This window comes from Streptomyces sp. NBC_01426 (assembly GCF_036231985.1).
In the GTDB taxonomy this organism is placed as follows: domain Bacteria; phylum Actinomycetota; class Actinomycetes; order Streptomycetales; family Streptomycetaceae; genus Streptomyces.
In genome coordinates this window covers 4,510,461-4,531,690 of record NZ_CP109500.1, presented here as the reverse complement: position 1 = coordinate 4,531,690, position 21,230 = coordinate 4,510,461, and the positions used below count along the sequence as shown (strand labels likewise).

The window sequence follows — 21,230 nt, the reverse complement described above, 5'->3', positions numbered from 1 at the left end:
GCCCTCGGCAGGATCAGCGGGACGTGCTGCGTCCCTGTTCGTCCGCGGCCCCGCCCGCTCCGACGAGCCCCTTGGAGACGCCGCCGAGCCTCGGTTCGAACCGCGCCATCTCGCGCTGTCCGACGGTCGCGATGATCCCCGGCAGGTAGCCGCGCATGCCCTGCATCCCCCGCAGCCACCACTGCGCGTACACGTGCGGCGAGCGCCGCTCGATGCCGGCCACGATCCGGTCGACGGCCGGCCCCAGCGGGTACGTGCGGTTCGAGGGCCACGGCAGCCGTTGCCGCAGCTCGCGCATGACCTCGTCCTGGTCGGCGCCGCGCACCATGTCGGTGTCGGTCCAGGAGAGGTAGCCGACACCGACCTTGACTCCCTTGTACCCGACCTCGGCGCGCAGGCAGTGCGCGAAGGCCTCGACGCCGGACTTGGAGGCGCAGTACGCCGTCATCATCGGCGCCGGGGTGATCGCGGCGAGCGAGGCGATCTGGAGGAAGTAGCCGCGGCTCTCCATCAGCACGGGCAGGAAGGCCCGGGCGGTGACGGCGCCGCCGATCAGGTTGACCTCGATCACCCGGCGCCACGCGTCGGGGTCGGAGTCGACGAACGGCCCGCCGGCGGCGACGCCCGCGTTGGCGACGACGATGTCCACCTTGCCGAACCGCTGCTTGACCTCCTGCGCGACCCGGGCCATCGCCTCGTGGTCGGTGACGTCGGCGTGCCAGTGGTCGCTCTCGGTGTGCAGCCGCTCGGAGACCTCCTTGAGGGCCTCCGGCTCCAGACCCACCAGGGCCACCTTCGCCCCGCGCGCGGACAGCTTGCGGGCGAGGAGTTCACCGACTCCGCGGGCGGCGCCGGTGACGACGGCGACCTGACCTTCCAGACTCCTGCGAGCGCTCACGGCGTCTTCTCCTTCGGGGATGTGTCGTGGTCGTGCCGGTCCCCGGCGCCCCCCGCGTACAGGGCGGTCAGCTCGCGCACGGCACGGGTGACGGCCTCGGGGGCCTCGATCGGGGTCATGTGTCCCATGCCGGTCAGCTCGGTGAGCCCGCGGCAGTCGGGCAGCGCGGCGGCCAGGCCGCGGGCGAGGGTGAGGGGCGTCAGGCGGTCGCCGGTACCGGCGAGGACGGCGGTGGGCACGGTCAGCCGGGCCAGGTTCTCGCCCAGCTCCAGGTCGGCCAGGACCTGCGACCAGGCGTACCGGACGGCCGCGGGGCAGCCGTGCACGATGCGGGCGACGGCCTCGACCCGGTCGGGCGCGGTACCGGGCCCCATGGTGGCGTACTTGAGCACCTTGCTCGCGACGGGCGTGACCGGCCCGAGCGGGGCGCGGGAGCCGAGTACGGCCTTGGTGATCCTGGTCCGCAGCCGTCCGGCGCGCACCGGCAGCACCAGTGCCTCGGCGACCAGGCGTCCGCTGCCGGTGCTGCACAGCAGGGTGGCCGCGACGTGCTCGGTGAACTCGGGCCGCCCGGCGGCGGCCATGATCGTCATGCCGCCCATCGAGTGCCCCGCGACGACGGCCCGTTCGCCGGGCGCGAGGGTGGCCTTCAGCACGGCCACCAGGTCGTCGGCGAGGGCGGTCGTGCTGTGCCGGAGCCCGACGGGGCTGCGCCCGTGGCCGCGCTGGTCGTAGGCGATGACCCGGTGGTCCCGGGCCAGGTCCCGTATCTGGGCGGCCCAGAAGGCGGTGGAGCAGGTCCAGCCGTGGGCCAGCACCACGGGCGGGGCGCTCGCCTCGCCGTGCACCTCCACGTGCAGCCGGGCCCCGTCGGCGGAGACGGCGGTGAGTTCCCGGCCCGCGACCGGGGGCGCGTAGGGCCCGGACGTCACGTGGGCGGGACGGCGGCTCACGCGGCGCTCCCCTCGGCCGTGACGGCCGCCGCCGGGGCGCCCTCGGACACGACGCCCCCGGGCACGACGGCACCGGAAGCGACGGCCCCGGACGGCACGGCCTCGGGCGCGGCCTTGCCGGCGCGGGAGGTCGGGCCGGTCGGGGCGGTCCGGCCGGTCGGGGCGGTCCCCGACGCCGGCGTCGCCGCGACCCGCTCGGGTCGCGGTTCCCCGCCCCTGCGGACGACCTCGTACTCGGCGAGGTCGACGGTGCGGGTCTCGCGGCGGAACGCGCCGGTGGTGCCCGGCCAGACCGTCGTGTTGAGCCCGTTGGCGTCCAGGTACCAGCTGGTGCAGCCGCCGGTGTTCCAGACGGTCCGTTCCATCCGCGACTGCACCTGCCGGTTCCACGTGTTCACCGCGGACGGCCTGGCCGCCAGCGCGGTCCGGCCCCCCAGCGTGTCCAACTGCCGCAGGTAGTCGGCCATGTAGTTGAGCGCCGACTCGATCATCAGGATCATCGAGCTGTTGCCGAGCCCGGTGTTCGGTCCGATGATCGTCATCCAGTTGGGGAAGCCGGCGGCCGTCGCGCCGCGCAGCGACTTCATCCCGTCCTTCCAGGCGTCCGCGAGGGTCTGGCCGTCGACGCCGACCACCCGGTCCGCGATCGGCATGTCTGTCACGTGGAACCCGGTGCCGAAGACGATCGCGTCCACCTCGGTCTCGGTCCCGTCGGCGGCGACCAGCACCGAGCCGCGGATCTCCTTGAGCCCGGAGGCGACCACGTCGACATTGGGCCGGGCCAGCGCCGGGTAGTACTCGCTGGACAGCAGGATGCGCTTGCAGCCGATGCGGTACGAGGGCGTCAGCTTGGCCCGCAGCACCGGGTCCTTGATCGAACGCGCCATGTTGGCCTTGGCCAGGGACTCGACCAGGCCGAGCTGGTTCGGCCGCTTGGTGAAGGCGCTGACCTGGAGTTCCCTGATCCCCCACAGCAGCCCGCGCCGGGCGGCCTGGGTGAAGGGCAACCGTCGGTGCAGCCGGCGCTCGAAGGCGGAGATGGCCCGGTCGGTGCGCGGCATCACCCACGGCGGGGTGCGCTGGAACAGCGTGAGGCGGTCCACGTCGGGGGCGATGGCCGGCACGATCTGGATCGCCGAGGCGCCGGTGCCGATCATGGCGACGCGCTTGCCGCGCAGGTCGTAGTCGTGGTCCCAGCGGGCCGAGTGGAAGACCTTGCCGGGGAACTCGGCGAGCCCCGGGATCTCGGGCATCTTCGGGTCGGACAGCGGCCCGGTCGCGGAGACCACCACGTCGGCGGTGAGGCTCCCGGTCGAGGTCTCGATCTCCCACCTCAGCTCGTCGGCGTCCCAGCGCATCAGCCGGACCTCGGAGTTCAGTCGGATGTGCGGTCGCAGCCCGAAGGTGTCGGCGACCTGCTCCAGGTAGGCCCGGATGTGCGGCTGGCCCGAGAAGGTCCGGGGCCAGTCCGGATTGGGCGCGAAGGAGAAGGAGTAGAGGTGCGAGGGCACGTCGCAGGCGCACCCCGGATAGTTGTTGTCGCGCCAGGTGCCGCCCACGGAATCGGCGCGCTCCAGCACGACGAAGTCCGTGATCCCCTCGCGGCGCAGCCGCACGGCGGCCCCGAGCCCGCCGAACCCGGACCCGATCACCGCCACCCTCACGTGCTCGCGTCCGTCCACGCCGTCACCCTTGCCGCCCATGCCCGCCGCCTCCGCTTCCGCAGTCCCAGCCCAGCCCAGTCACAACCACCAGTGCAACACTGCCAGCAATCACTGGCACAATCGGGAGAGTAGAGCAGCCTCGTACTCATGGGTAGGGGTCGAGCCGGGAAAGTTACTGCGGGTACGCCCCGGGGGCGCCCGGGGCCCGGCCCGATCGACGGGACACCGCCCGACGGACGGGACACCGCCTAGGCTGCGCACGTGGCCGACAACGAGACGGAAGCAAGGACGACGACCGTGCCGAGTGCCGTGCGCGAATACCGTACGGAGGAGCTGGCCGAGGCGGCCGGCATCCCGGTGCGCACCCTGCGCTTCTACCGGGAGCGCAAGCTGCTGCCGCCGCCCCGCCGCGAGGGCCGGATCGCCTGGTACGACGACCACCACCTGGCGCGCCTGCGCACCATCGCCGGCCTGCTGGAACGCGGCCACACCCTGGGCGGCATCGCCGAGCTGACGGCGGCCTTCGAGAACGGGCGCGACGTCGGCCAGTTGGGAGAGCTGCTCGGCATCGGCTGGTCGGAGGAGACCCCGGTCCGGCTGTCACCCGAGGCGCTGGCCGACTACTTCGAGGGCGAGGTCACCCCCGAGAACCTGGCGGCCTCGCTGGACCTCGGCTACCTCGCCACCGACGGCGACGCCATCGTGCACGTCAGTCGCCGCCTGTTGGACGTCTCCTCGGCCCTGGTCCGCGAGGGCGTCCCGCTCGCGGCGGTGCTGGAGACGGGCCGCCGGGTCCGCGAGCACGCGGACGCCATGGCGGCCCTGTTCACCGAGCTCATATCCACCCACATCGCGGACGAGGCCGTCGCGCGCCTGCGCCCGCTGGCCAAGAGCGTGGTCGAGGCCGAGCTGACGATGGCGATGGACCGGCTGCACCAGCAACGGGAGCAGCGGGAGCAGCGCCCTCAGACGCCGAGTTCGTAGACGACGGTCACCGGCGCGTGGTCGGACCAGCGCTCGGGGTGGGTCTCCGCGCGTTCCACGAAGGCCTTCACGGCCTTGCCGGCCAGTCCCGGGGTGGCGACCTGGAGGTCGATCCGCCAGCCGGCGTCGTTGTCGAAGGCCCGGCCCCGGTAGGACCACCACGAGTACGGGCCCTCGGCGTCCGGGTGCAGCGCGCGCACGACGTCGACGTACCCGGCCTGCTCGTACACCTTCCCGAGCCACTCGCGTTCCTCGGGCAGGAAGCCGGCGTTCTTGCGGTTCGTCTTCCAGTTCTTGAGGTCGGCTTCCCGGTGGCAGATGTTCCAGTCGCCGCAGACGACGACCTCGCGCCCGTCGGCGGCGGCGCGCTCCTTGAGCCGGGCGAGGTGGTCGAGGAACTCGGCCATGAAGCGGTACTTCTCGTCCTGCTTCTCGGTTCCCGCCTCGCCGGAGGGCAGGTACAGGCTCGCCACGGTCACCCCGGGGAGGTCGACCTCCAGGTAGCGGCCGGCGGCGTCGAACTCGTCGCTCCCGAAGCCGACCCGCACCGCCTCGGGCGCCCTGCGCGTGTACAGCGCGACGCCGGCCCGCCCCTTGGCGGCGGCCGGCGCGAACGCGGTGTGCCAGCCCTCGGGCTCCCGGGCCTCGACCGGAATCTGCCCTTCCTCGGCCCGCACCTCCTGGAGGCACACGACGTCGGCGTCGGATCCCGCCAGCCATTCCACGAAGCCCTTCTTCGCGGCGGCCCGGATCCCATTCACATTCACGGTGGTCACGGTGAGCATCCCAGCACCTTAGCGGGACCGTTCCGTACGATGTTCGGATGTCTCATGGGATAACCCTGCGCACCGTCGCCTACGACCACCCCGACGCGGCGAAACTCGACGCCCAGGTACAGATCGAATACCAGGAGCGCTACCAGGGGGAGGGTGACGCCACCTTCCTCGACCCGGCGATGTTCGTCCCGCCGAACGGCCTCTACCTCCTCGCCTACGACGTCTCGGACAGCCCGGTGGCCAGCGGTGCCTGGCGCCGCCAGGACCGGAGCGAGGAGGGCTACTCGGACGGCGACGCCGAGATCAAGCGGATGTACGTGGTCCCCGGGGCCCGCGGCCTCGGTCTGGCCCGGCGCATCCTGGCCGTGCTGGAGGACGACGCCCGGGCGGCGGGGCGCACCCGCATGGTCCTCGAAACCGGCGACCAACAGCCGGAGGCCATCGCCCTCTACGGCTCGTCGGGCTACACGCTGTCGGAGAAGTTCGGCCACTACCGTTTCCACGACTCCAGCCGCTGCATGACGAAGCCGCTGCGTCCCTGACCGCACCACACGGCGGGCGCCCGCACCGCCGCCGGAGCCGAGGCCCCGGGGTGCGGGTGGCCAACGGGCCCCGGACAAAAGAAAGATCCCGCCCGGTCTTGCGACCGGACGGGATCTCTTGTCTGTGGACCTGTGGGGATTTGAACCCCAGACCCCCTCGATGCGAACGAGGTGCGCTACCAGACTGCGCCACAGGCCCTTGCGACGTGTGAAACATTAGCATCCCCGCGCGGGTGCTCCAAAACCGGTTCCCCGAGGTGTCCGCGCAGGTCACCGATCACTCGTTCGCGGCACGCGGCCGGTCCTCGCCCTCGTACTGGTCGAAGAGCGGGGTGCGGCCCCGGTCCCGGCCGCGCGGGCGCGGGGTGACGGGGATCTTGGGCTCCGACTTCGGCTCCGGCTCGGAGGCCGGCGCCGGGACGGCCGGCTGGGCGCGCAGTCGGGGTTCCGTCGGCTCGGCCGTGCTGGAACGGGTGGCGCTCCAGCCGTCCGGGGAGGCCGGTCCGGTGGCACGCGGGGCCACGGGGGCCGTCACGTACGTCGGGAGCGGCACGGGGACGGGCTCCCAGCTGTCACCTCGGGCGGGGCCGCGTTCGCGTTCGCGCTGCTGGTCCACCCACTCGGCGTGGTCGGTCTGTTCGACCAGCGCGCGCCGGCCGGCCTCCTGCGGAGAGACCGGTGGAGAGGGGTCCGGTTCGGCGCCGGCGGCGGACTCCGCCTCGCGGCGGTGCGGGCGGTTCTCGCGGAGCCGGCGGGCGGCGGCCTCCGCGCGCCGCCGGTCCATCGTGAACTCGTAGCGCCGCCGCTCCTGGACCCGCAGGTGCACGATGTAGGTGCTCAGCAGCAGGGCCGGGAGGGCGGGCGCCCACAGGTAGCGCAGTCCGCCGACCGCGGCGACGATCGCCCCGAGGGTGAAGATCAGGAAGAGGAGCGCGGTGGTGCGCCTGCGGCGCGCCAGCACCTGGAGGCGCTGTTCCCGCCGGGCCCGCTCCGCCCGTTCGGCACCGGCCGACCTGGGCTCCGCCCTGGTCGGAGGCACGTCGAGGACCCGGGCGTCGGCGTCGACGGAATGCACCGTCTCCGTCGCCGCGTCCGGGTCCGCGTGGGGCTGGGGTTCCACCTCTTCGGCACCGCGCTCGCGCAGCCCCTTGGCGTAACGGCGCTCCATTCCCGCCCGGCCGGAAAGCAGCCGGATGGCAGTGGAGAAGCGTTCCGTCGGACGGGCTTCGTTCAGCTCGTCCTGCCTCCGGAGCCACATGGGCACCAAGTAGGCGGCCCAGGCCCCCACAATGACTGCGTAGATGAGGCCGCTGCTGCTCACACCACACACCGTAGAGGGGCGCGGGCGAGCGGATCAGCCAATTGAGCCGGTGTGTCGCACGATCTCGCTGATATCACGGACTTTTTTTGTGATTCTTCGGATCAGGTTATGGGCGAATCGGCCACGAATTCGAACGTGTTTGCGATTCCGCTATTTCGGCGGGGCTCCGCGGTGTCCGGCCACCCGGTGCCAGCGGCTCAGCAGTCCCTCGGGAAGCTCCTCCACCGTGAGCGCGAAGACCAGGTGGTCCCGCCATGCCCCGTCGATGTGGAGGTAGCGCGGTCGCACGCCCTCCTCCCGGAACCCGAGCTTCTCGACGACCCGTCGACTGGGCCCGTTCTCCGGCCTGATGCACACCTCGATGCGGTGCAGCCCGACCTTCGCGAAGCAGTGGTCCACGGCGAGCGCGACGGCCGTCGGCATCACCCCGCGTCCCGCCACGTCGCGGTCCACCCAGTAGCCGACGTGGCCCGCGCACATGGAACCCCAGGTGATCCCGGCGACCGTCAACTGGCCGACGAGACGCCCCTGGTACTCGATGACGAACGGCAGCATCCGCCCCGCGTTCGCCTCCGCCCGCAGGTGGCGCACCATTTGACGGTACGTCGGCCGGTGGATCACCGGTCCCCACGGCGCGGGCGGCGGGATCGTGGCCTCCCACGGCCGCAACCACTCGCGGTTGCGGCGGTTCACCTCGCGCCAGGCGCGCTGGTCCCGCAGCTTTATCGGCCGCAGCGTGACGTCGCCGTCCGTCAGCACCACGGGCCAGGACGGGCCGTTCAGCTCGCGCTCCCCGACGGTCTCGGGTGGTCGCCACCCCGGATCTGGTCCACGGCGTGCGGCAGGATCCGGGACAGCACCGCGAGTCCGTCGCGGACCCCGCCGGTGGAGCCGGGCAGGTTCACGATCAGCGTGTGGCCGGCGACCCCCGCCAGCCCCCGGGACAGCGCCGCGGTCGGCACCTTCGCCAGGCCCTGCGCACGGATGGCCTGCGGGATCCCGGGGATCTCGTAGTCGAGGACCTTCGCGGTGGCGTCGGGGGTCCGGTCGGTCGGCGAGATGCCGGTACCGCCGGTGGTCAGGATGACGTCGTACCCGGCGGCCACGCCCTCGCGCAGCGCCTGCTCGACGGGGTCCCCGTCCGGGACGACCCGCGGGCCGTCCACGGCGAAGCCGAGCGCGCCCAGCGCCTCGGCCAGCAGCGGGCCGCCCTTGTCGGCGTACACGCCCTGTGAGGCGCGGTTGGAGGCGGTGATCACGAGCGCGCGCGTCACGGGCGGTGCCTCGGGGGCGTCGGGCCGTGCCGCCCAGGCCTCGCCCGCCACCGGCGGTACGTGGCTCAGGTGGCTGTGGACCTCGCCGCCGCGCGGGGCGTTCACGCGCGGGTCCAGTCGCCCGACTTGCCGCCGGTCTTCTCCTCCACCCGGACGTCCGTGATGACGGCGCCCTTGTCGACGGCCTTGACCATGTCGATCACGGTGAGTCCGGCGACCGCGACCGCGGTCAGCGCCTCCATCTCGACGCCCGTGCGGTCCGTGGTCTTCACGGTGGCGAGGATCTCGACGGCGTCGTCGGCGACCCTCAGGTCCACCTTCACCCCCGAGACGGCCAGCGGGTGGCAGAGCGGGATCAGGTCGGGGGTCTTCTTCGCCCCCATGATCCCGGCGATCCGCGCGGTGGCGAGGGCGTCGCCCTTCGGCACGCCCTCGCCCCGCAGCAGTTCGACGACCCGGGGGGAGACGAGGACCCGCCCGCTGGCTCGCGCCGTCCGGGTGGTGACGTCCTTCGCCGATACGTCCACCATCCGGGCCGCGCCGGCCTCGTCGATGTGCGTCAGCCTGCTCTGCGTGCTCATATCTGGTGCCGCTCCCGCTCCGGGCCCCGCAAGGGCCTGTGTGGTGCAACACGCTACCCGCACCTGCGGCACCTCAGCCGAGCAGGACCACTTCCAGCTCGGCCCCCGGCTCCACCGAGGTGACGTCCTCCGGTACGACGATCAGCGAGTCGGCGTGCGCCAGCGCGGCGATCAGGTGCGACCCCGATCCGCCGACCGGGCTGACCGTCGCGCTCTGCGGGTCGTACGTGCCGCGCAGGAACTGCCTGCGGCCGGCCGGGGAGCCGATGGCCTTGTCGGCCTCCAGCGCGGCCCGTACCACCGGACGGCTGACGGCGGACTCGGGCAGGCCCATCAGGGTGCGGATGGCGGGGCGCACGAACAGCTCGAAGGAGACGTAGGAGGAGACCGGGTTGCCGGGCAGCGCCAGCAGCGGGGTGTGGTCGGGGCCGATGGTGCCGAAGCCCTGGGGCTTGCCGGGCTGCATGGCGAGCTTGCGGAAGTCGATGCCGCCGCCGTCCACGTCGTCCTCGCCGGCGGCCACGGCGGTCAGGGCCTCCTTGACCACGTCGTACGCGCCGACGCTGACGCCGCCGGTGGTGACCAGCAGGTCGGCCCGGACCAGCTGGTCCTCGATGGTGGAGCGCAGGGTGTCCGCGTCGTCGGCGACCGCGCCGACCCGGTAGGCGATGGCCCCGGCGTCCCGCGCCGCGGCGGCCAGCGCGAAGCTGTTGGAGTCGTAGATGGTGCCCGCGGTCAGCGGTTCGCCCGGCTGGACCAGCTCGCTGCCGGTGGACAGGACGACCACGCGGGGCCGCGGCCGGACCCGCACCGTGCCCCGTCCGATGGCGGCCAGCAGGGCGATCTGCGGCGGGCCGAGCACCGTGCCGGCGGCCAGGGCGAGGTCCCCGGCCTGTACGTCGCTGCCGCGGGAGCGGACGTGCGCCCGGGCCTCGGCGGCGCGGTGCACCCGTACCTCGCCGCCCGCGCCCTCGGGCGCGGAGCTGGCCGGGGTCATGCCGACCGCGGCGCCCCCGCCGGTCCCGCCGTCGGTCCACTCGACCGGTACGACGGCTTCCGCGCCGGGCGGCAACGGGGCGCCGGTCATGATGCGGGCGGCCTGTCCGGGGCCGACCGTGGGCAGCTCACCGCTGCCCGCGGCGACGTCCCCGATGACCGTCAGCACCGCGGGGAACTCCTCGCTCGCGCCCTGGACGTCGGCCGTGCGGACGGCGTAGCCGTCCATCGAGCTGTTGTCGAAGGGCGGGAGGGCGACGGGCACGGTGACGTCCTCGACCAGGACACAGCCCTGGGCGTCGAGCAGGTGGAGTTCGATGGGCTCCAGCGGCCGGACGGCGGCGAGGATGTCCGCGAGGTGCTCGTCCACCGACCACAGACGGTCGTGATCGGTGCCCTGCGGTGCGGAACTGGTCAAGGTGCTACATCTCCTCCGTGACGTAACGGTGAAGCCAGGTGCGGAACTCCGGGCCCAGGTCCTCACGCTCGCACGCGAGACGGACGATGGCCCGCAGGTAGTCCCCGCGGTCCCCGGTGTCGTAGCGGCGGCCGCGGAAGACCACGCCGTGCACCGGGCCGCCCACGCTCTCGTCGGCGGCCAGCTTCTGCAGGGCATCGGTGAGCTGGATCTCCCCGCCGCGGCCCGGCTCGGTCTCCCGCAGTATGCCGAAGATCGCCGGGTTGAGGACATAGCGTCCGATGACCGCGTAATTGCTGGGTGCGTCCGCCGCGTCCGGCTTCTCCACGAGTCCGGTCACCCGGACGACGTCGGGGTCGTCGGTCGGCGCGACGGCGGCGCAGCCGTAGAGGTGGACGCTGGCGGGATCGACCTCCATGAGGGCGACGACGGTGCCGCCGGTCTCGGCGTGGATGTCGACCATGCGGCGCAGCAGCGGGTCGCGGGGGTCGATGAGGTCGTCGCCGAGCAGGACGGCGAAGGGCTCGCGGCCCACGTGCGGCTCGGCGCAGAGCACGGCGTGCCCGAGTCCGCGCGGGTCGCCCTGGCGCACGTAGTGCATGGTCGCGAGGTCGCTGGACTCCTGGACCTTCTTGAGACGGTCGTCGTCACCCTTGGCGATGAGGGCCGATTCCAGCTCGTAGTTCCGGTCGAAATGGTCTTCGAGGGCGCGCTTGTTGCGCCCTGTGATCATGAGTACGTCGTCCAGGCCGGCGGAGACGGCCTCCTCGACGACGTACTGGATCGCCGGCTTGTCGACGACCGGAAGCATTTCCTTGGGGGTCGCCTTGGTCGCCGGAAGGAACCGAGTGCCGAGGCCCGCGGCCGGGATGACGGCCTTCTTGATCACGGGGTGCGACTGAGTCATGGGCAGAACGATAGTGGGTCCTACAGAACCACCAGGACAGATTCCGACAGATAAGACCGCTTATCGGATGGTTTGAAAGGATAGTTGAGTCAGTCGTGGTAGAGAAGCCGTCACGTCCCTCCCGAAACCCGGCGGCCCCGGTGGCCGAAAAGGCCACGCTGCGTCGTGAACTCCTCGCCGCCCGCCGCTCCCTGTCCCCCGAGGCCCGTCGCGCGGCGGCCCTCGCGCTCTCCCGCACCGCCCTCGAACTGCCCGAACTCGCCGACGCCCGCACGGTCGCCGCGTACGTCTCCGTCGGCGGCGAACCCGGCACGCGGGAACTGCTCGACGCGCTCCGGGCCGCCGGCAAGCGGGTCCTGCTGCCCCTGCTGCTCCCCGACAACGACCTCGACTGGGCCGTGTACGAGGGCCCGGACGGCCTCGCCGAGGCCGCGCACCCCGGGAAGATGCGCCTGCTGGAGCCCGCCGGGCCGCCCCTCGGCCCGGACGCGGTCAGCGGGGCCGACGCCGTCCTGCTGCCGGGGCTGGCCGTGGACCGGCGCGGCATGCGGCTCGGGCGCGGAGGGGGCTCGTACGACCGGGTGCTGGAACGGCTGGAGCGGGCCGGGGCGCGTCCCGCGCTCGTCGTGCTCCTCCACGACGAAGAGGTGGTCGCGCGGGTCCCGGAGGAACCGCACGACCACCCCGTTCAGGCGGTGGCCACCCCGTCGGGGGTGATCCGTTTCTGAGCCCTCGCCCCGATCCGTCGCCTATGGCTTCAGCGTGAGCGTGTCGACCGTGGCCTTGTCGACGGCCGCCTTGCCGAAGGGCCAGTCGAGCAGCTCGCCCTTGGCCCACAGCGTCGTCTGGTCGGTGTAGTGGGAGTGGTACGCGTGCCCCGAGGCGCCGGTCAGGTTGATCCAGCGGGACTTGTCCAGGTCGTTGAGGTTCACGACCATCCGCATCGACGGCACCCAGGTCACCCCGTAGCCGCTGGAGGCGTTCCAGCCGGTGGCGTTGACGGTGGCCTCGCCGCCGCCCAGGTTCCAGGGGCCCCGGTTCAGCAGCCACTTCAGGTAGCCCGGGCCCTCGGTGCCGATGGTCTGGTTCTTCAGCGTCAGCTGGTGCATGCGGCCCCAGCTCCAGGTGGACTGGTCCTTGCCGAGCTTGGCGGTCAGCTCCCAGCGGGCGTCCTTCATGGCCCGCGCGAACAGCTCGTCGCGGGTCTTGGTGGCCGGCTTGTTGCGCGCGGCGGGTGCCTGCCACCACGCCGACTTCTCGTCCTTGACCAGGCGCCGGACCACCTCGAACCAGCGGTCGCCACCATCGGGCTGCGCCGAGTCGGGGCCGCGCGTACCGCACTCGCGCACCGTCTCGGCGAGGTCGTCGACGGGGCCGGTGCTCTCGGCCCGGACGTTCATGCAGCTGCCCTCGACCCGCAGCTCCTTCGGCATCTTGTCGCCGAAGGACAGCTTGAGGATGTTGCGCCAGACCGCGTTGAAGTACGCGGCCGCCGCCGAGTCGGGCTCCTGGGTGTAGTTCCAGCCGTCCAGCAGCTTCTGCGCGGAGCGCACGTCCGGGTCGGAGATCTGGATCTTGGCCAGCATCGGGGTCAGCAGCGCGGCGATCTCGCTGCTGTTGTCCATCTGCATGGTCCGCATGTCATCGGTGGAGATCTTGCCGTTGTCCTTGGTCTTCGCCTCGATGAGGTCGTTGATCCGCTGGCTGCGGGCGCCGTATCCCCAGTCGGTGGTCAACAGGTGCGGGTACTTCCCCGCGCCGCTGCCGCTCTCGACGACCGCCTGGTTGGCGGTGACGATGTAGCCGCGGGCCGGGTTCAGGTCCCACGGCATCTCGTCCTGCGGGATGTAGCCCGCGTTGCCGCTCTTCCACGCGTACTTCGGGTCCCAGCCGGGGGCCGGCATGCGACCGTCGCCCGTGGTGCGGATCGGGATGCGGCCGGGTGCCTGGTAGCCGATGTTCCCGTTGGGGCCCTTGTTGTCGGCGTAGATCAGGTTCTGCGAGGGGACCTCGAAGTCGCGCGCCGCAGCGCGGAAGCTGTTGAAGTCCTTGGCCCGGTTGATCTTGAAGACCGCGTCCATCGACTTGCCCGGGTCCAGCGCCGTCCAGCGCAGGGCGACGGCGTAGCCGTTGCCGCGGTCGGGGGCGGAGCTCGCGACCGGGGCGCGGGTGCCGACGCCGGCGAGGTCGTCGCTGCGATCGGAGACCAGCGGCCCGTTGTTCGTGGTGCGGACGGTGATCTTCTTCTCGCCACCGCCGGCGATCTTGATCGTCTCCTCGCGGGTGACGAAGGGGACGACCTTGCCGCCGTAGAGGTAGCCCTCGGGCTTGACCTGCTCCAGGTAGAGGTCGGTGACGTCGGCACCGAGGTTGGTCATGCCCCAGGCGATGTCGGCGTTGTGGCCGATGACCACGCCGGGCATGCCCGAGAAGGTGTAGCCGGCGACGTCGTACTGGCACCGGGGCGAGGCCGCGCGGCAGTGCAGGCCCATCTGGTACCAGACCGAGGGCAGCTGCGGGGAGAGGTGGGGGTCGTTCGCCAGCAGCGGCTTGCCGGTGGTCGTGTACGTGCCGGCGATGACCCAGGAGTTGGATCCGATGCCGCTGCCGTTGGGGCCGAGGATGGCCGGGATCTGGTCGAGGGTCTTGGCGAGGGAGGTCAGGCCGGTGCGCAGGCCGACGCTCGCGCCCTGGGCGGTGGCGTCCTCGGCGAGGCCGGTGGTGGTGCCCGGGTTCGCGGAGGCCTGCGAACCGTTGCCCACGCCGTTGCCGGAGCCGTTGCCGTTGCCGTTGCCAGAGCCGTTGCTGTTGCCGGAGCCGTTGCCCGAGCCCGACTGGCCCTGCGGGGCGTACTTGCCACCCGTGACCGCGCCGCCGTCGACGATCGGCTTGTTCCGGTCGAAGGGGTACGCCGGGTAGAGGTCGTTGATCTGCTGCGGCGAGAGCTTGCCCGACATCAGCGAGCGGTCGATCTCGTCCTGCATGTTGCCGCGCAGGTCCCAGGCCATCGCCTTGAGCCAGGCCACCGAGTCGACCGGGGTCCACTGCTCGGGCGCGTAGTCGTCGCTGAGCTTGAGGGCGGCGTGCTCGACGGACAGGCTCTTGCCGGACTTCCCCTTCAGGTACGCGTTGACACCGTCGGCGTAGGCCTGGAGGTACTTCTTCGTCTCCGGCGAGAGCTTGGTGTCGTACTCGGCCTGCGCGACCTGGCGCCAGCCGAGGGTGCGCAGGAAGGCGTCGGTCTCGACCTGGCCGGAGCCGAACATCTCGGAGAGCCGCCCGGACGTCATGTGACGGCGGACGTCCATCTCCCAGAAGCGGTCCTGCGCGTGGACGAATCCCTGGGCGCGGAAGAGGTCCTCGTCGCTGTCGGCGTAGAGCTGCGGGATCCCGTGCTCGTCACGCTTGACGTCGACGGTCCCGGTCAGGCCGGGGACCTTCAGGGAGCCGGTGGTCTGGGGGAAGGAGGCGCGCACGCTGTCGACGCTCCAGTAAGCCCCGTAGCCGAGGCCCGCCAAGAGCGCCAGGACCATGACGAGCACGATCAGACGTGCGCGTCGTCCCTTCTTCTTGACGGAAGGGCCGGTTTCGTTGGCGGGCATCGCTGTCCTTAGAGGGGCAGGGTGGTCCTGGGAGTGCTGGGAGCAACCATAGGCGCAGGACCGGGTCCGATGATCCGCCAGGGGTCGAGCTGCTGAGGACAGGGCCGTTACCGCGTTTCACAATGTGACTATCGCGTCAAGGAATCGTCAAAGATTAGGTAAGGTAACGAAGTACTTGCCGGACGCGCCCCGGGAGGAACGATCCGTCGGTCCGCGGGCGCTCTGAGGAAAGGGCCGCCCGCTGACTGTCCACACGCTCAATGAGCTCCTGCTGGTCTGCTCGCTCGTGCTGCTCGTCGCCGTCGCGGCGGTACGCATCTCTTCACGCAGCGGCCTCCCCAGCCTGCTCATCTACCTCGGCATAGGCATCGCGATAGGCCAGGACGGGATCGGCAACGTCGTCTTCGACAACGCCGAACTGACCCAGGTCATCGGCTATGCCGCGCTCGTCGTGATCCTCGCCGAGGGTGGTCTGGGCACCAAGTGGAAAGAGATCAAACCGGCCCTGCCGGCGGCGATCTCACTGTCGCTGGTGGGCGTCGCCATCAGCGTCGGCGTCACCGCGGCGGGGGCGCACTACCTCGTCGGGCTCGAATGGCGGCAGGCCCTCCTCATCGGCGCGGTCGTCTCCTCGACGGACGCCGCCGCCGTCTTCTCCGTACTGCGCAAGGTTCCGCTCCCCTCCCGGATCACGGGTGTGCTGGAGGCGGAGTCCGGCTTCAACGACGCTCCCGTGGTCATCCTGGTGGTCGCCTTCGCGACCGTCGGCCCCGTGGACCCCTGGTACATGCTGATCGGCAAGATCGCCCTTGAGCTGGCGATCGGCGCCGCGATCGGCCTGGCGGTCGGCTTCCTCGGCTCGTACGGACTGCGGCACGTGGCGCTCCCCGCCTCGGGCCTCTACCCGATCGCCGTGATGGCCATCGCCATCACCGCGTACGCGGCCGGCGCCATGGCGCACGGCTCCGGCTTCCTCGCGGTGTACCTCGCCGCCATGGTGCTCGGGAACGCGAAGCTGCCGCACTGGCCGGCCACCCGCGGGTTCGCCGACGGACTCGGCTGGATCGCGCAGATCGGCATGTTCGTGCTGCTCGGCCTGCTGGTCACCCCGCACGAGCTGATCCACGACTTCTGGCCGGCGGTGATCATCGGGCTGGTGCTGACGATGGTCGCGCGCCCCCTGGAGGTCTTCGTCTCCCTCCTGCCGTTCCGCCTCCCCTGGCAGGAACAGGCCCTGATGTCCTGGGCGGGCCTGCGCGGCGCCGTGCCCATCATCCTGGCGACCATCCCCATGGTTTCCGGGATCGAGGGCAGCGACCGGGTCTTCAACATCGTCTTCGTGCTCGTCGTCGTCTACACGCTGGTCCAGGGGCCGACCCTGCCCTGGCTCGCGCGCAAGCTGAAGCTCGGGAACACCGACGAAAGCGCCTCCGACCTGGGCATCGAGTCGGCGCCGCTGGAGAAGCTGCGCGGGCACCTGCTGTCCTTCGCGATTCCGGCCGCCTCGCGGATGCACGGCGTGGAGGTCAGCGAACTGCGCCTGCCGGCGGGAGCCTCGGTGACGCTGGTGGTCCGGGACGCGAAGAGCTTCGTGCCGGCCCCCTCCACCGTGCTGCGACGCGGGGACGAACTGCTGGTCGTGGCGACCGATCCGGTACGGGACGCGGCGGAGGCGCGGCTGCGCGCGGTGGCGCGGGGCGGCAAGCTCGCGGGCTGGCTCGGAACGGGTGAGGGGCACGCGTGAGCCGCGAGCGCGCGACTCGCAAGTGAAGGATTCAGTGAACGATTCAGTGAACGATTCGTGCGAGGCCGGGGTTAGAGCGACGTTCTAATTCGGCCATTTTCGGGGGAGTATGCCCCACTGAATCCCCATATTTCGGGGTTCTGGAATGCGAAGTTCCAGTTAATCCCAGGTGAAGGCACCGGCTGTCGTCGTAATCACAGGGCGTGATAGGGAATCCCCCTGTACGATGAAGGCACACCACATCGAACCAACTCTGCCTGACGCAGAGCTGGCGCGACCGCAAAGCGGCCGTGGCACCCTCCCGCAGTGGGCGCCCAGGTATCACTCGGTTCTGCGCAAGAGGACAGCTCTCGGGGCTCCCACATGTACGGGTGCGATCGCTCACAAGGTGATGCATCGTCCGCAGTCGGGGAGTTCTACCAGGCAGCGGAAAGGCCAGGCCGTGACATCCGCGGTCACGACCGACACGTCCGCCCGCCCCGGCTACGGACAGCTCCTGCGCACTCCCGGCGCCCTCGGCTTCCTTCTCCCGGGCTTCGCCGCCCGACTGCCGTTCGGCATGCTGACCATCAGCATCCTGCTGCTCGTCCAGCACACCACCGGCTCCTACGCCAACGCCGGCATCGTCGCCGCCGTCACCGGCATCTCCATGGCGCTGTGCGCCCCCCTGATGGGCAACCTCACCGACCGCCACGGCCAGAGCGCCGTCCTGCTGCCGGTCGTACTGATCCACTCCGCCGCCGTCACCGGCCTGGCCGCGCTGGCCCTGGCCGGCGCGCCGGTCTGGGCGCTCGCCGCCGCCGCGATCCCCGCCGGCGCCTCGGTGCCGCAGGTCGGCCCGATGGTCCGGGCCCGCTGGGCCGCGAAGCTGGAGGGCTCGCCGCTGCTGCCGACGGCCGCCGCGTTCGAGTCCGTCACCGACGAGTTCACCTTCGTCGTCGGCCCGGTCCTCGCGACCGCGCTGTGCACCGGCATCCACCCCGCCGCCGGTCTGATCACCGAGGCGACCCTGAGCCTCCTCGGCGGGCTGCTGTTCGCCGCGCAGCGTCGGACCCAGCCCCCGGCACACGTCCAGGTCATCGGCGAGGCCAAGCGCGTCTCGGCCCTGACCTCCCCCGGTCTGCGCGTCCTGATCGTCGCCTTCCTCGGGATCGGCGCCGTCTTCGGCGGCATGCAGGTCTCCCTGGCCGCCTTCTCCAACGAGATCGGCAACCCCGGCGCCAACGGCCTGCTGTACGGCGTCTTCGCCGCAGGCAACATGATCGCCGGCATCGCCTGCGGCGCCATCGCCTGGAAGATCGGCCCGCGCCGCCGGCTGCTGTTCGGCTACATCGGCCTGACCGCCTTCGCGTCCCTGCTGTGGACCGCCGACTCGATGGTCATGCTGGCCGCGCTCGGCCTGTTCGTCGGACTGTGCATCGCCCCGGCCCTGATCACCGGTTACACCATGGTCGAGTCGCTGATCCCGGCGAACGCCCGCACCGAGGCCTTCACCTGGCTCACCGGCGCGGTCGCCTTCGGGCAGGCCATCGCGGTGATCGTCGCCGGTCGACTGACCGACGCGCACGGTTCCTCGTACGGCTTCCTCGTGCCGCTGGCGGCCACCGCCCTGGCGCTGGTCACCCTGCTGGCCCTGCGGTCCAAGCTCGCGCCGAAGGCGCCGAGCCGGATCGTGAACGCCTCGTCCACCCACGAGAGCGCCACGGAGGCCGACTCGGGCGACACCCCCGAGAACGCCCCGGAGACGGCTTCCGCGACCGACGCGGAGACCGTCACGGGCAGCACCGCCCGGCGCGGCCGGCAGCGTGATCTGACCAGCGTCTGAGCGTGGCCTCGGTCACCGCGCGCCGACGACGGTGGACTGATCGGCCGGAATACGTCACCATGGAGCGTCGTTAGCACTCATTGAGTCAGAGTGCCAGGAGGAAATTCGTGCCGACCTACCAGTACCAGTGCACCGAGTGCGGTGAGGGCCTTGAGGCCGTGCAGAAGTTCACCGATGACGCACTGACCGTGTGCCCGAACTGCGACGGACGCCTGAAGAAGGTGTTCTCCGCGGTCGGCATCGTCTTCAAGGGCTCCGGTTTCTACCGGAACGACAGCCGCGGCGCCTCGTCGAGCAGCACCCCTGCCTCGAAGCCGGCGTCCACGTCGTCCACGACCTCGACGGCTGCCGCCCCGGCCGCCTCGTCGTCCTCGACGTCCGGAACCGGCAGCTCCACCTCGGCAGCCTGATCCCGTCAGTCTTCCGTAAGGCCCCGCCGCCCTCTTTGGGCAGCGGGGCCTCACGCATGCCCGGTTAGGCTGACCGCATGGCGAATGCAGAGATCGGTGTCATCGGCGGCTCGGGCTTCTACTCCTTCCTGGAGGACGTCACGGAGGTGCAGGTCGAGACCCCGTACGGGCCTCCCAGCGACTCCCTGTACCTGGGCGAGCTGGCCGGCCGGTCGGTGGCCTTCCTGCCGCGGCACGGGCGCAGCCACACCGTGCCCCCACACAAGATCAACTACCGGGCCAACCTGTGGGCCCTGCGCTCGGTCGGCGTCCGCCAAGTGCTCGGCCCCTGCGCGGTGGGCGGCCTGCGGGCCGAGTACGGTCCGGGCACGCTGCTCGTCCCCGACCAGCTCGTCGACCGTACGAAGTCCCGCGCCCAGACCTTCTTCGACGGGGAGCCGCTGCCCGACGGCAGCGTCCCGAACGTCGTGCACACCACCTTCGCCGACCCGTACTGCCCCGTCGGACGCGACGTGGCCTTGGCCGCGGCCCGCGGGCGGGAGTGGGAGCCCGTGGACGGCGGCACCATGGTCGTCATCGAAGGGCCGCGGTTCTCGACGCGGGCCGAGTCGCGCTGGCACGCCGCGGCGGGCTGGTCCGTGGTCGGTATGACGGGCCACCCGGAGGCGGTCCTCGCCCGCGAGCTGGGACTCTGCTACACCTCCATGGCGCTGGTGACCGACCTGGACGCGGGCGCCGAGACGGGCGAGGGCGTGTCCCACACCGAGGTCCTCAAGGTGTTCGGCGAGAACGTCGGACGCCTGCGCGAGGTCCTCTTCGACGCGGTGGCGGCCCTGCCCCCGACGGAGTCCCGCGCCTGCCTGTGCACGCACGCGCACGACGGCTGGGACCTGGGCATCGAACTGCCGTAACGGAGGCCGGGGGCGGTCTGGGGCGCGGGCCGGGGGTTCGGCGGGCCGGGAGTCGTCTCGGGCGCGGCCGGCCGGGCTTCGGCGGGTGCGGTGGGTCTCGCGGGAGCGGGAGGCGTGGTGTCACATTCCGCGGGGCTGTCCGGTCAGAGCTGTGGAGGACCGGCCATCGGGGCCGTCCCGCACAGGAGGCGACCACCATGCCGCGCATCTCGCTCACCCCGCCCCGCACCCTGCTCAACCGCCTCGGCGCCTGGTACGCGCGCCGCGCCTACGGCAAGGCGCTCGCGCCCGGCCTCGCGTACGGGCACAACGCGCGCGTCCTCCTCGCGTACGTCCGCCTCGAACGACAGGTGGCGAAGTGGCAGGCTCTCGAAGGTCAGTTGAAGCACCTCGCGGTGATGGCGGCGGCGGCCCGCGTCAACTGCTCGTGGTGCATGGACTTCGGTTACTGGGAGGGGCACGAGAAGGGCCTGTCGCCGGAGAAGGCCCGGAACGTGCCGCGCTGGCGCGATGCCCGTGACGTCTTCACCGAGCCGGAACTGCTGGTCATGGAGTACGCCGAGGCCATGACCGAGACCGAGCCGACCGTCACCGACGCGCTCGCCGCCGAACTGATCGCCCGCCTCGGCGAGGCCGCGTTCGTGGAACTCACCGCGATGATCGCGCTGGAGAACTGGCGCTCGCGCGTCAACAGCGCCTTCGGGCTGACGAGCCAGGGGTTCTCGGAGGCCTGCCGGAACCCGAACGCGGCCTGAACCGTGCGCGCCGGTCCCTCGTGGGGGTGACGGGGTTGTCCACAACCTGGGGATCGTCCACAGGCCCGAGCGGAGACGGGCGGGGCGGCGGATCGTGAGGGGTGTCCGGGCGTCGGCCCGGGCTCGGCCCACGATCAAGCCGGCGGTGTTCATCATGTCCAGGACCACATCCCTGCTGCCCTCTTCCTCCGCATGCCCTCCCGCACGTCCCGTCCCCCTCTTCCCGCCGCTGCGCGTGGGGCGGGGCGGGGACCGGCTGCGGCGCGCCCTGCGGCGTCGGCGTCGGGTCGGCGCGGCCGGACTGGCCGTCGTGGCGGCCCTGTTGACCGTGGGCGGTACGCAGGCGCGGGCCTCCCGGGGCGGTGCGCCGCCCGAGGCGAAGCCACCGCCCGCCGTGGTGCGGATGGTGTCGGCCCCCGTGCGCATCGCGGACGCGGCGACCGTGCGGCTGTTGCGCCCCGGGGACCGGGTGGACGTGGTGGCGGCGGAGCGGGCGAGCCCGCCCCGGGTGGTGGCGGTGGCGGCCCGAGTTGCCGAAGTGCCCGAGCCCGAGCAGGGTGTCGGGGATGGCGGCGCCCTGGTGGTCCTGTCCGTGCCCCGGGAAACCGCGCGGGCCCTCGTGGGGGTGGGCAGCGTGTCACGCCTGGCGGTGACGCTGTGTTGAATCGC

General features: G+C 71.8%; 19 protein-coding genes, 1 tRNA gene and 1 pseudogene. 9 read left to right on the top strand and 12 right to left on the bottom strand.

Annotated elements, in window-relative coordinates; all coding sequences use genetic code 11:
• Window positions 1-13 precede the first annotated feature (13 nt).
• From OG906_RS20135 to OG906_RS20125, 3 genes are read right to left on the bottom strand one after another with little or no spacing between them, the layout of a single operon-like run.
• Window positions 14-898, bottom strand: coding sequence for an SDR family oxidoreductase (locus OG906_RS20135; RefSeq protein ID WP_329444648.1), 885 nt, complete (start codon window positions 896-898; stop codon window positions 14-16).
• Window positions 895-1,851: an alpha/beta fold hydrolase gene (locus OG906_RS20130; protein ID WP_329444647.1), complete on the bottom strand. Its 957-nt coding sequence runs from the start codon at window positions 1,849-1,851 to the stop codon at window positions 895-897. The genes OG906_RS20135 and OG906_RS20130 overlap by 4 nt, the downstream gene beginning before the upstream one ends.
• Window positions 1,848-3,554: a flavin-containing monooxygenase gene (locus OG906_RS20125; RefSeq protein ID WP_329444645.1), complete on the bottom strand. Its 1,707-nt coding sequence runs from the start codon at window positions 3,552-3,554 to the stop codon at window positions 1,848-1,850. Before OG906_RS20125 ends, OG906_RS20130 begins: the two co-directional genes overlap by 4 nt.
• Before the next feature lie 222 nt (window positions 3,555-3,776).
• Here OG906_RS20125 and OG906_RS20120 point away from each other — a divergent pair, with 222 nt between their 5' ends.
• Entirely contained in the window at window positions 3,777-4,499 is a 723-nt protein-coding gene (locus OG906_RS20120) for a MerR family transcriptional regulator (RefSeq protein WP_329444643.1), read from the top strand.
• Here OG906_RS20120 and OG906_RS20115 read toward each other — a convergent pair.
• On the bottom strand, window positions 4,481-5,284 hold the full coding sequence (locus OG906_RS20115; protein WP_329444641.1) for an exodeoxyribonuclease III: 804 nt from the start codon (window positions 5,282-5,284) through the stop codon (window positions 4,481-4,483). The two genes, OG906_RS20120 and OG906_RS20115, sit on opposite strands and share 19 nt — an antisense overlap.
• Window positions 5,285-5,322: 38 nt before the next feature.
• Between OG906_RS20115 and OG906_RS20110 the strand changes: the two genes are divergently transcribed.
• Window positions 5,323-5,817: a GNAT family N-acetyltransferase gene (locus tag OG906_RS20110; RefSeq protein WP_329444639.1), complete on the top strand. Its 495-nt coding sequence runs from the start codon at window positions 5,323-5,325 to the stop codon at window positions 5,815-5,817.
• Window positions 5,818-5,942: 125 nt separating this feature from the next.
• Here the strand turns inward: OG906_RS20110 and OG906_RS20105 are convergent.
• The 7 genes from OG906_RS20105 to galU all read right to left on the bottom strand — a co-directional run bounded on the left by OG906_RS20105 (window position 5,943) and on the right by galU (window position 11,314).
• A tRNA-Ala gene (locus OG906_RS20105) sits at window positions 5,943-6,016 on the bottom strand.
• A 78-nt stretch (window positions 6,017-6,094) separates the two neighbouring features.
• The gene (gene sepX / locus OG906_RS20100) at window positions 6,095-7,138 is read right to left on the bottom strand and encodes a divisome protein SepX/GlpR (protein ID WP_267800010.1); all 1,044 of its coding nucleotides are present in this window, start codon (window positions 7,136-7,138) and stop codon (window positions 6,095-6,097) included.
• A gap of 150 nt (window positions 7,139-7,288) precedes the next feature.
• The gene (locus tag OG906_RS20095) at window positions 7,289-7,900 is read right to left on the bottom strand and encodes a GNAT family N-acetyltransferase (protein ID WP_329444638.1); all 612 of its coding nucleotides are present in this window, start codon (window positions 7,898-7,900) and stop codon (window positions 7,289-7,291) included.
• Between the two features lie 17 nt (window positions 7,901-7,917).
• Window positions 7,918-8,463, bottom strand: coding sequence for a MogA/MoaB family molybdenum cofactor biosynthesis protein (locus OG906_RS20090; RefSeq protein ID WP_392892247.1), 546 nt, complete (start codon window positions 8,461-8,463; stop codon window positions 7,918-7,920).
• Between the two features lie 50 nt (window positions 8,464-8,513).
• Window positions 8,514-8,993 (bottom strand): cyclic pyranopterin monophosphate synthase MoaC, encoded by a 480-nt coding sequence (gene moaC, locus OG906_RS20085; RefSeq protein WP_267800008.1) that lies wholly within the window; start codon window positions 8,991-8,993, stop codon window positions 8,514-8,516.
• 73 nt (window positions 8,994-9,066) lie between these two features.
• Window positions 9,067-10,407, bottom strand: coding sequence for a molybdotransferase-like divisome protein Glp (glp, locus tag OG906_RS20080; protein ID WP_329444636.1), 1,341 nt, complete (start codon window positions 10,405-10,407; stop codon window positions 9,067-9,069).
• Window positions 10,408-10,411: 4 nt separating this feature from the next.
• Window positions 10,412-11,314, bottom strand: a complete 903-nt coding sequence (gene galU, locus OG906_RS20075) for a UTP--glucose-1-phosphate uridylyltransferase GalU (protein ID WP_053679757.1) — start codon at window positions 11,312-11,314, stop codon at window positions 10,412-10,414.
• Between the two features lie 95 nt (window positions 11,315-11,409).
• Here galU and OG906_RS20070 point away from each other — a divergent pair, with 95 nt between their 5' ends.
• Window positions 11,410-12,042 (top strand): 5-formyltetrahydrofolate cyclo-ligase, encoded by a 633-nt coding sequence (locus tag OG906_RS20070; RefSeq protein WP_443067400.1) that lies wholly within the window; start codon window positions 11,410-11,412, stop codon window positions 12,040-12,042.
• A 21-nt stretch (window positions 12,043-12,063) separates the two neighbouring features.
• Here OG906_RS20070 and OG906_RS20065 read toward each other — a convergent pair whose 3' ends face one another.
• Window positions 12,064-14,916, bottom strand: coding sequence for a penicillin acylase family protein (locus OG906_RS20065; protein ID WP_329444632.1), 2,853 nt, complete (start codon window positions 14,914-14,916; stop codon window positions 12,064-12,066).
• A 241-nt stretch (window positions 14,917-15,157) separates the two neighbouring features.
• Here OG906_RS20065 and OG906_RS20060 point away from each other — a divergent pair, with 241 nt between their 5' ends.
• The 6 genes and pseudogenes from OG906_RS20060 (at window position 15,158) to OG906_RS20035 (ending at window position 21,225) form a co-directional block, all read left to right on the top strand.
• The gene (locus OG906_RS20060) at window positions 15,158-16,660 is read left to right on the top strand and encodes a potassium/proton antiporter (RefSeq protein ID WP_329448070.1); all 1,503 of its coding nucleotides are present in this window, start codon (window positions 15,158-15,160) and stop codon (window positions 16,658-16,660) included.
• A gap of 442 nt (window positions 16,661-17,102) precedes the next feature.
• Window positions 17,103-18,374, top strand: a pseudogene (locus OG906_RS20055) (MFS transporter); the annotation flags it as partial.
• A 218-nt stretch (window positions 18,375-18,592) separates the two neighbouring features.
• The gene (locus OG906_RS20050) at window positions 18,593-18,895 is read left to right on the top strand and encodes an FmdB family zinc ribbon protein (protein ID WP_267800003.1); all 303 of its coding nucleotides are present in this window, start codon (window positions 18,593-18,595) and stop codon (window positions 18,893-18,895) included.
• A gap of 77 nt (window positions 18,896-18,972) precedes the next feature.
• Window positions 18,973-19,806, top strand: a complete 834-nt coding sequence (locus OG906_RS20045; RefSeq protein WP_267800002.1) for an S-methyl-5'-thioadenosine phosphorylase — start codon at window positions 18,973-18,975, stop codon at window positions 19,804-19,806.
• Window positions 19,807-20,003: 197 nt separating this feature from the next.
• A complete protein-coding gene (locus tag OG906_RS20040; protein ID WP_329444628.1) occupies window positions 20,004-20,561 on the top strand; it encodes a carboxymuconolactone decarboxylase family protein in 558 nt (185 codons plus the stop codon).
• Between the two features lie 154 nt (window positions 20,562-20,715).
• Window positions 20,716-21,225 (top strand): hypothetical protein, encoded by a 510-nt coding sequence (locus OG906_RS20035; protein ID WP_329444626.1) that lies wholly within the window; start codon window positions 20,716-20,718, stop codon window positions 21,223-21,225.
• The last annotated feature ends 5 nt before the right edge of the window (window positions 21,226-21,230 follow it).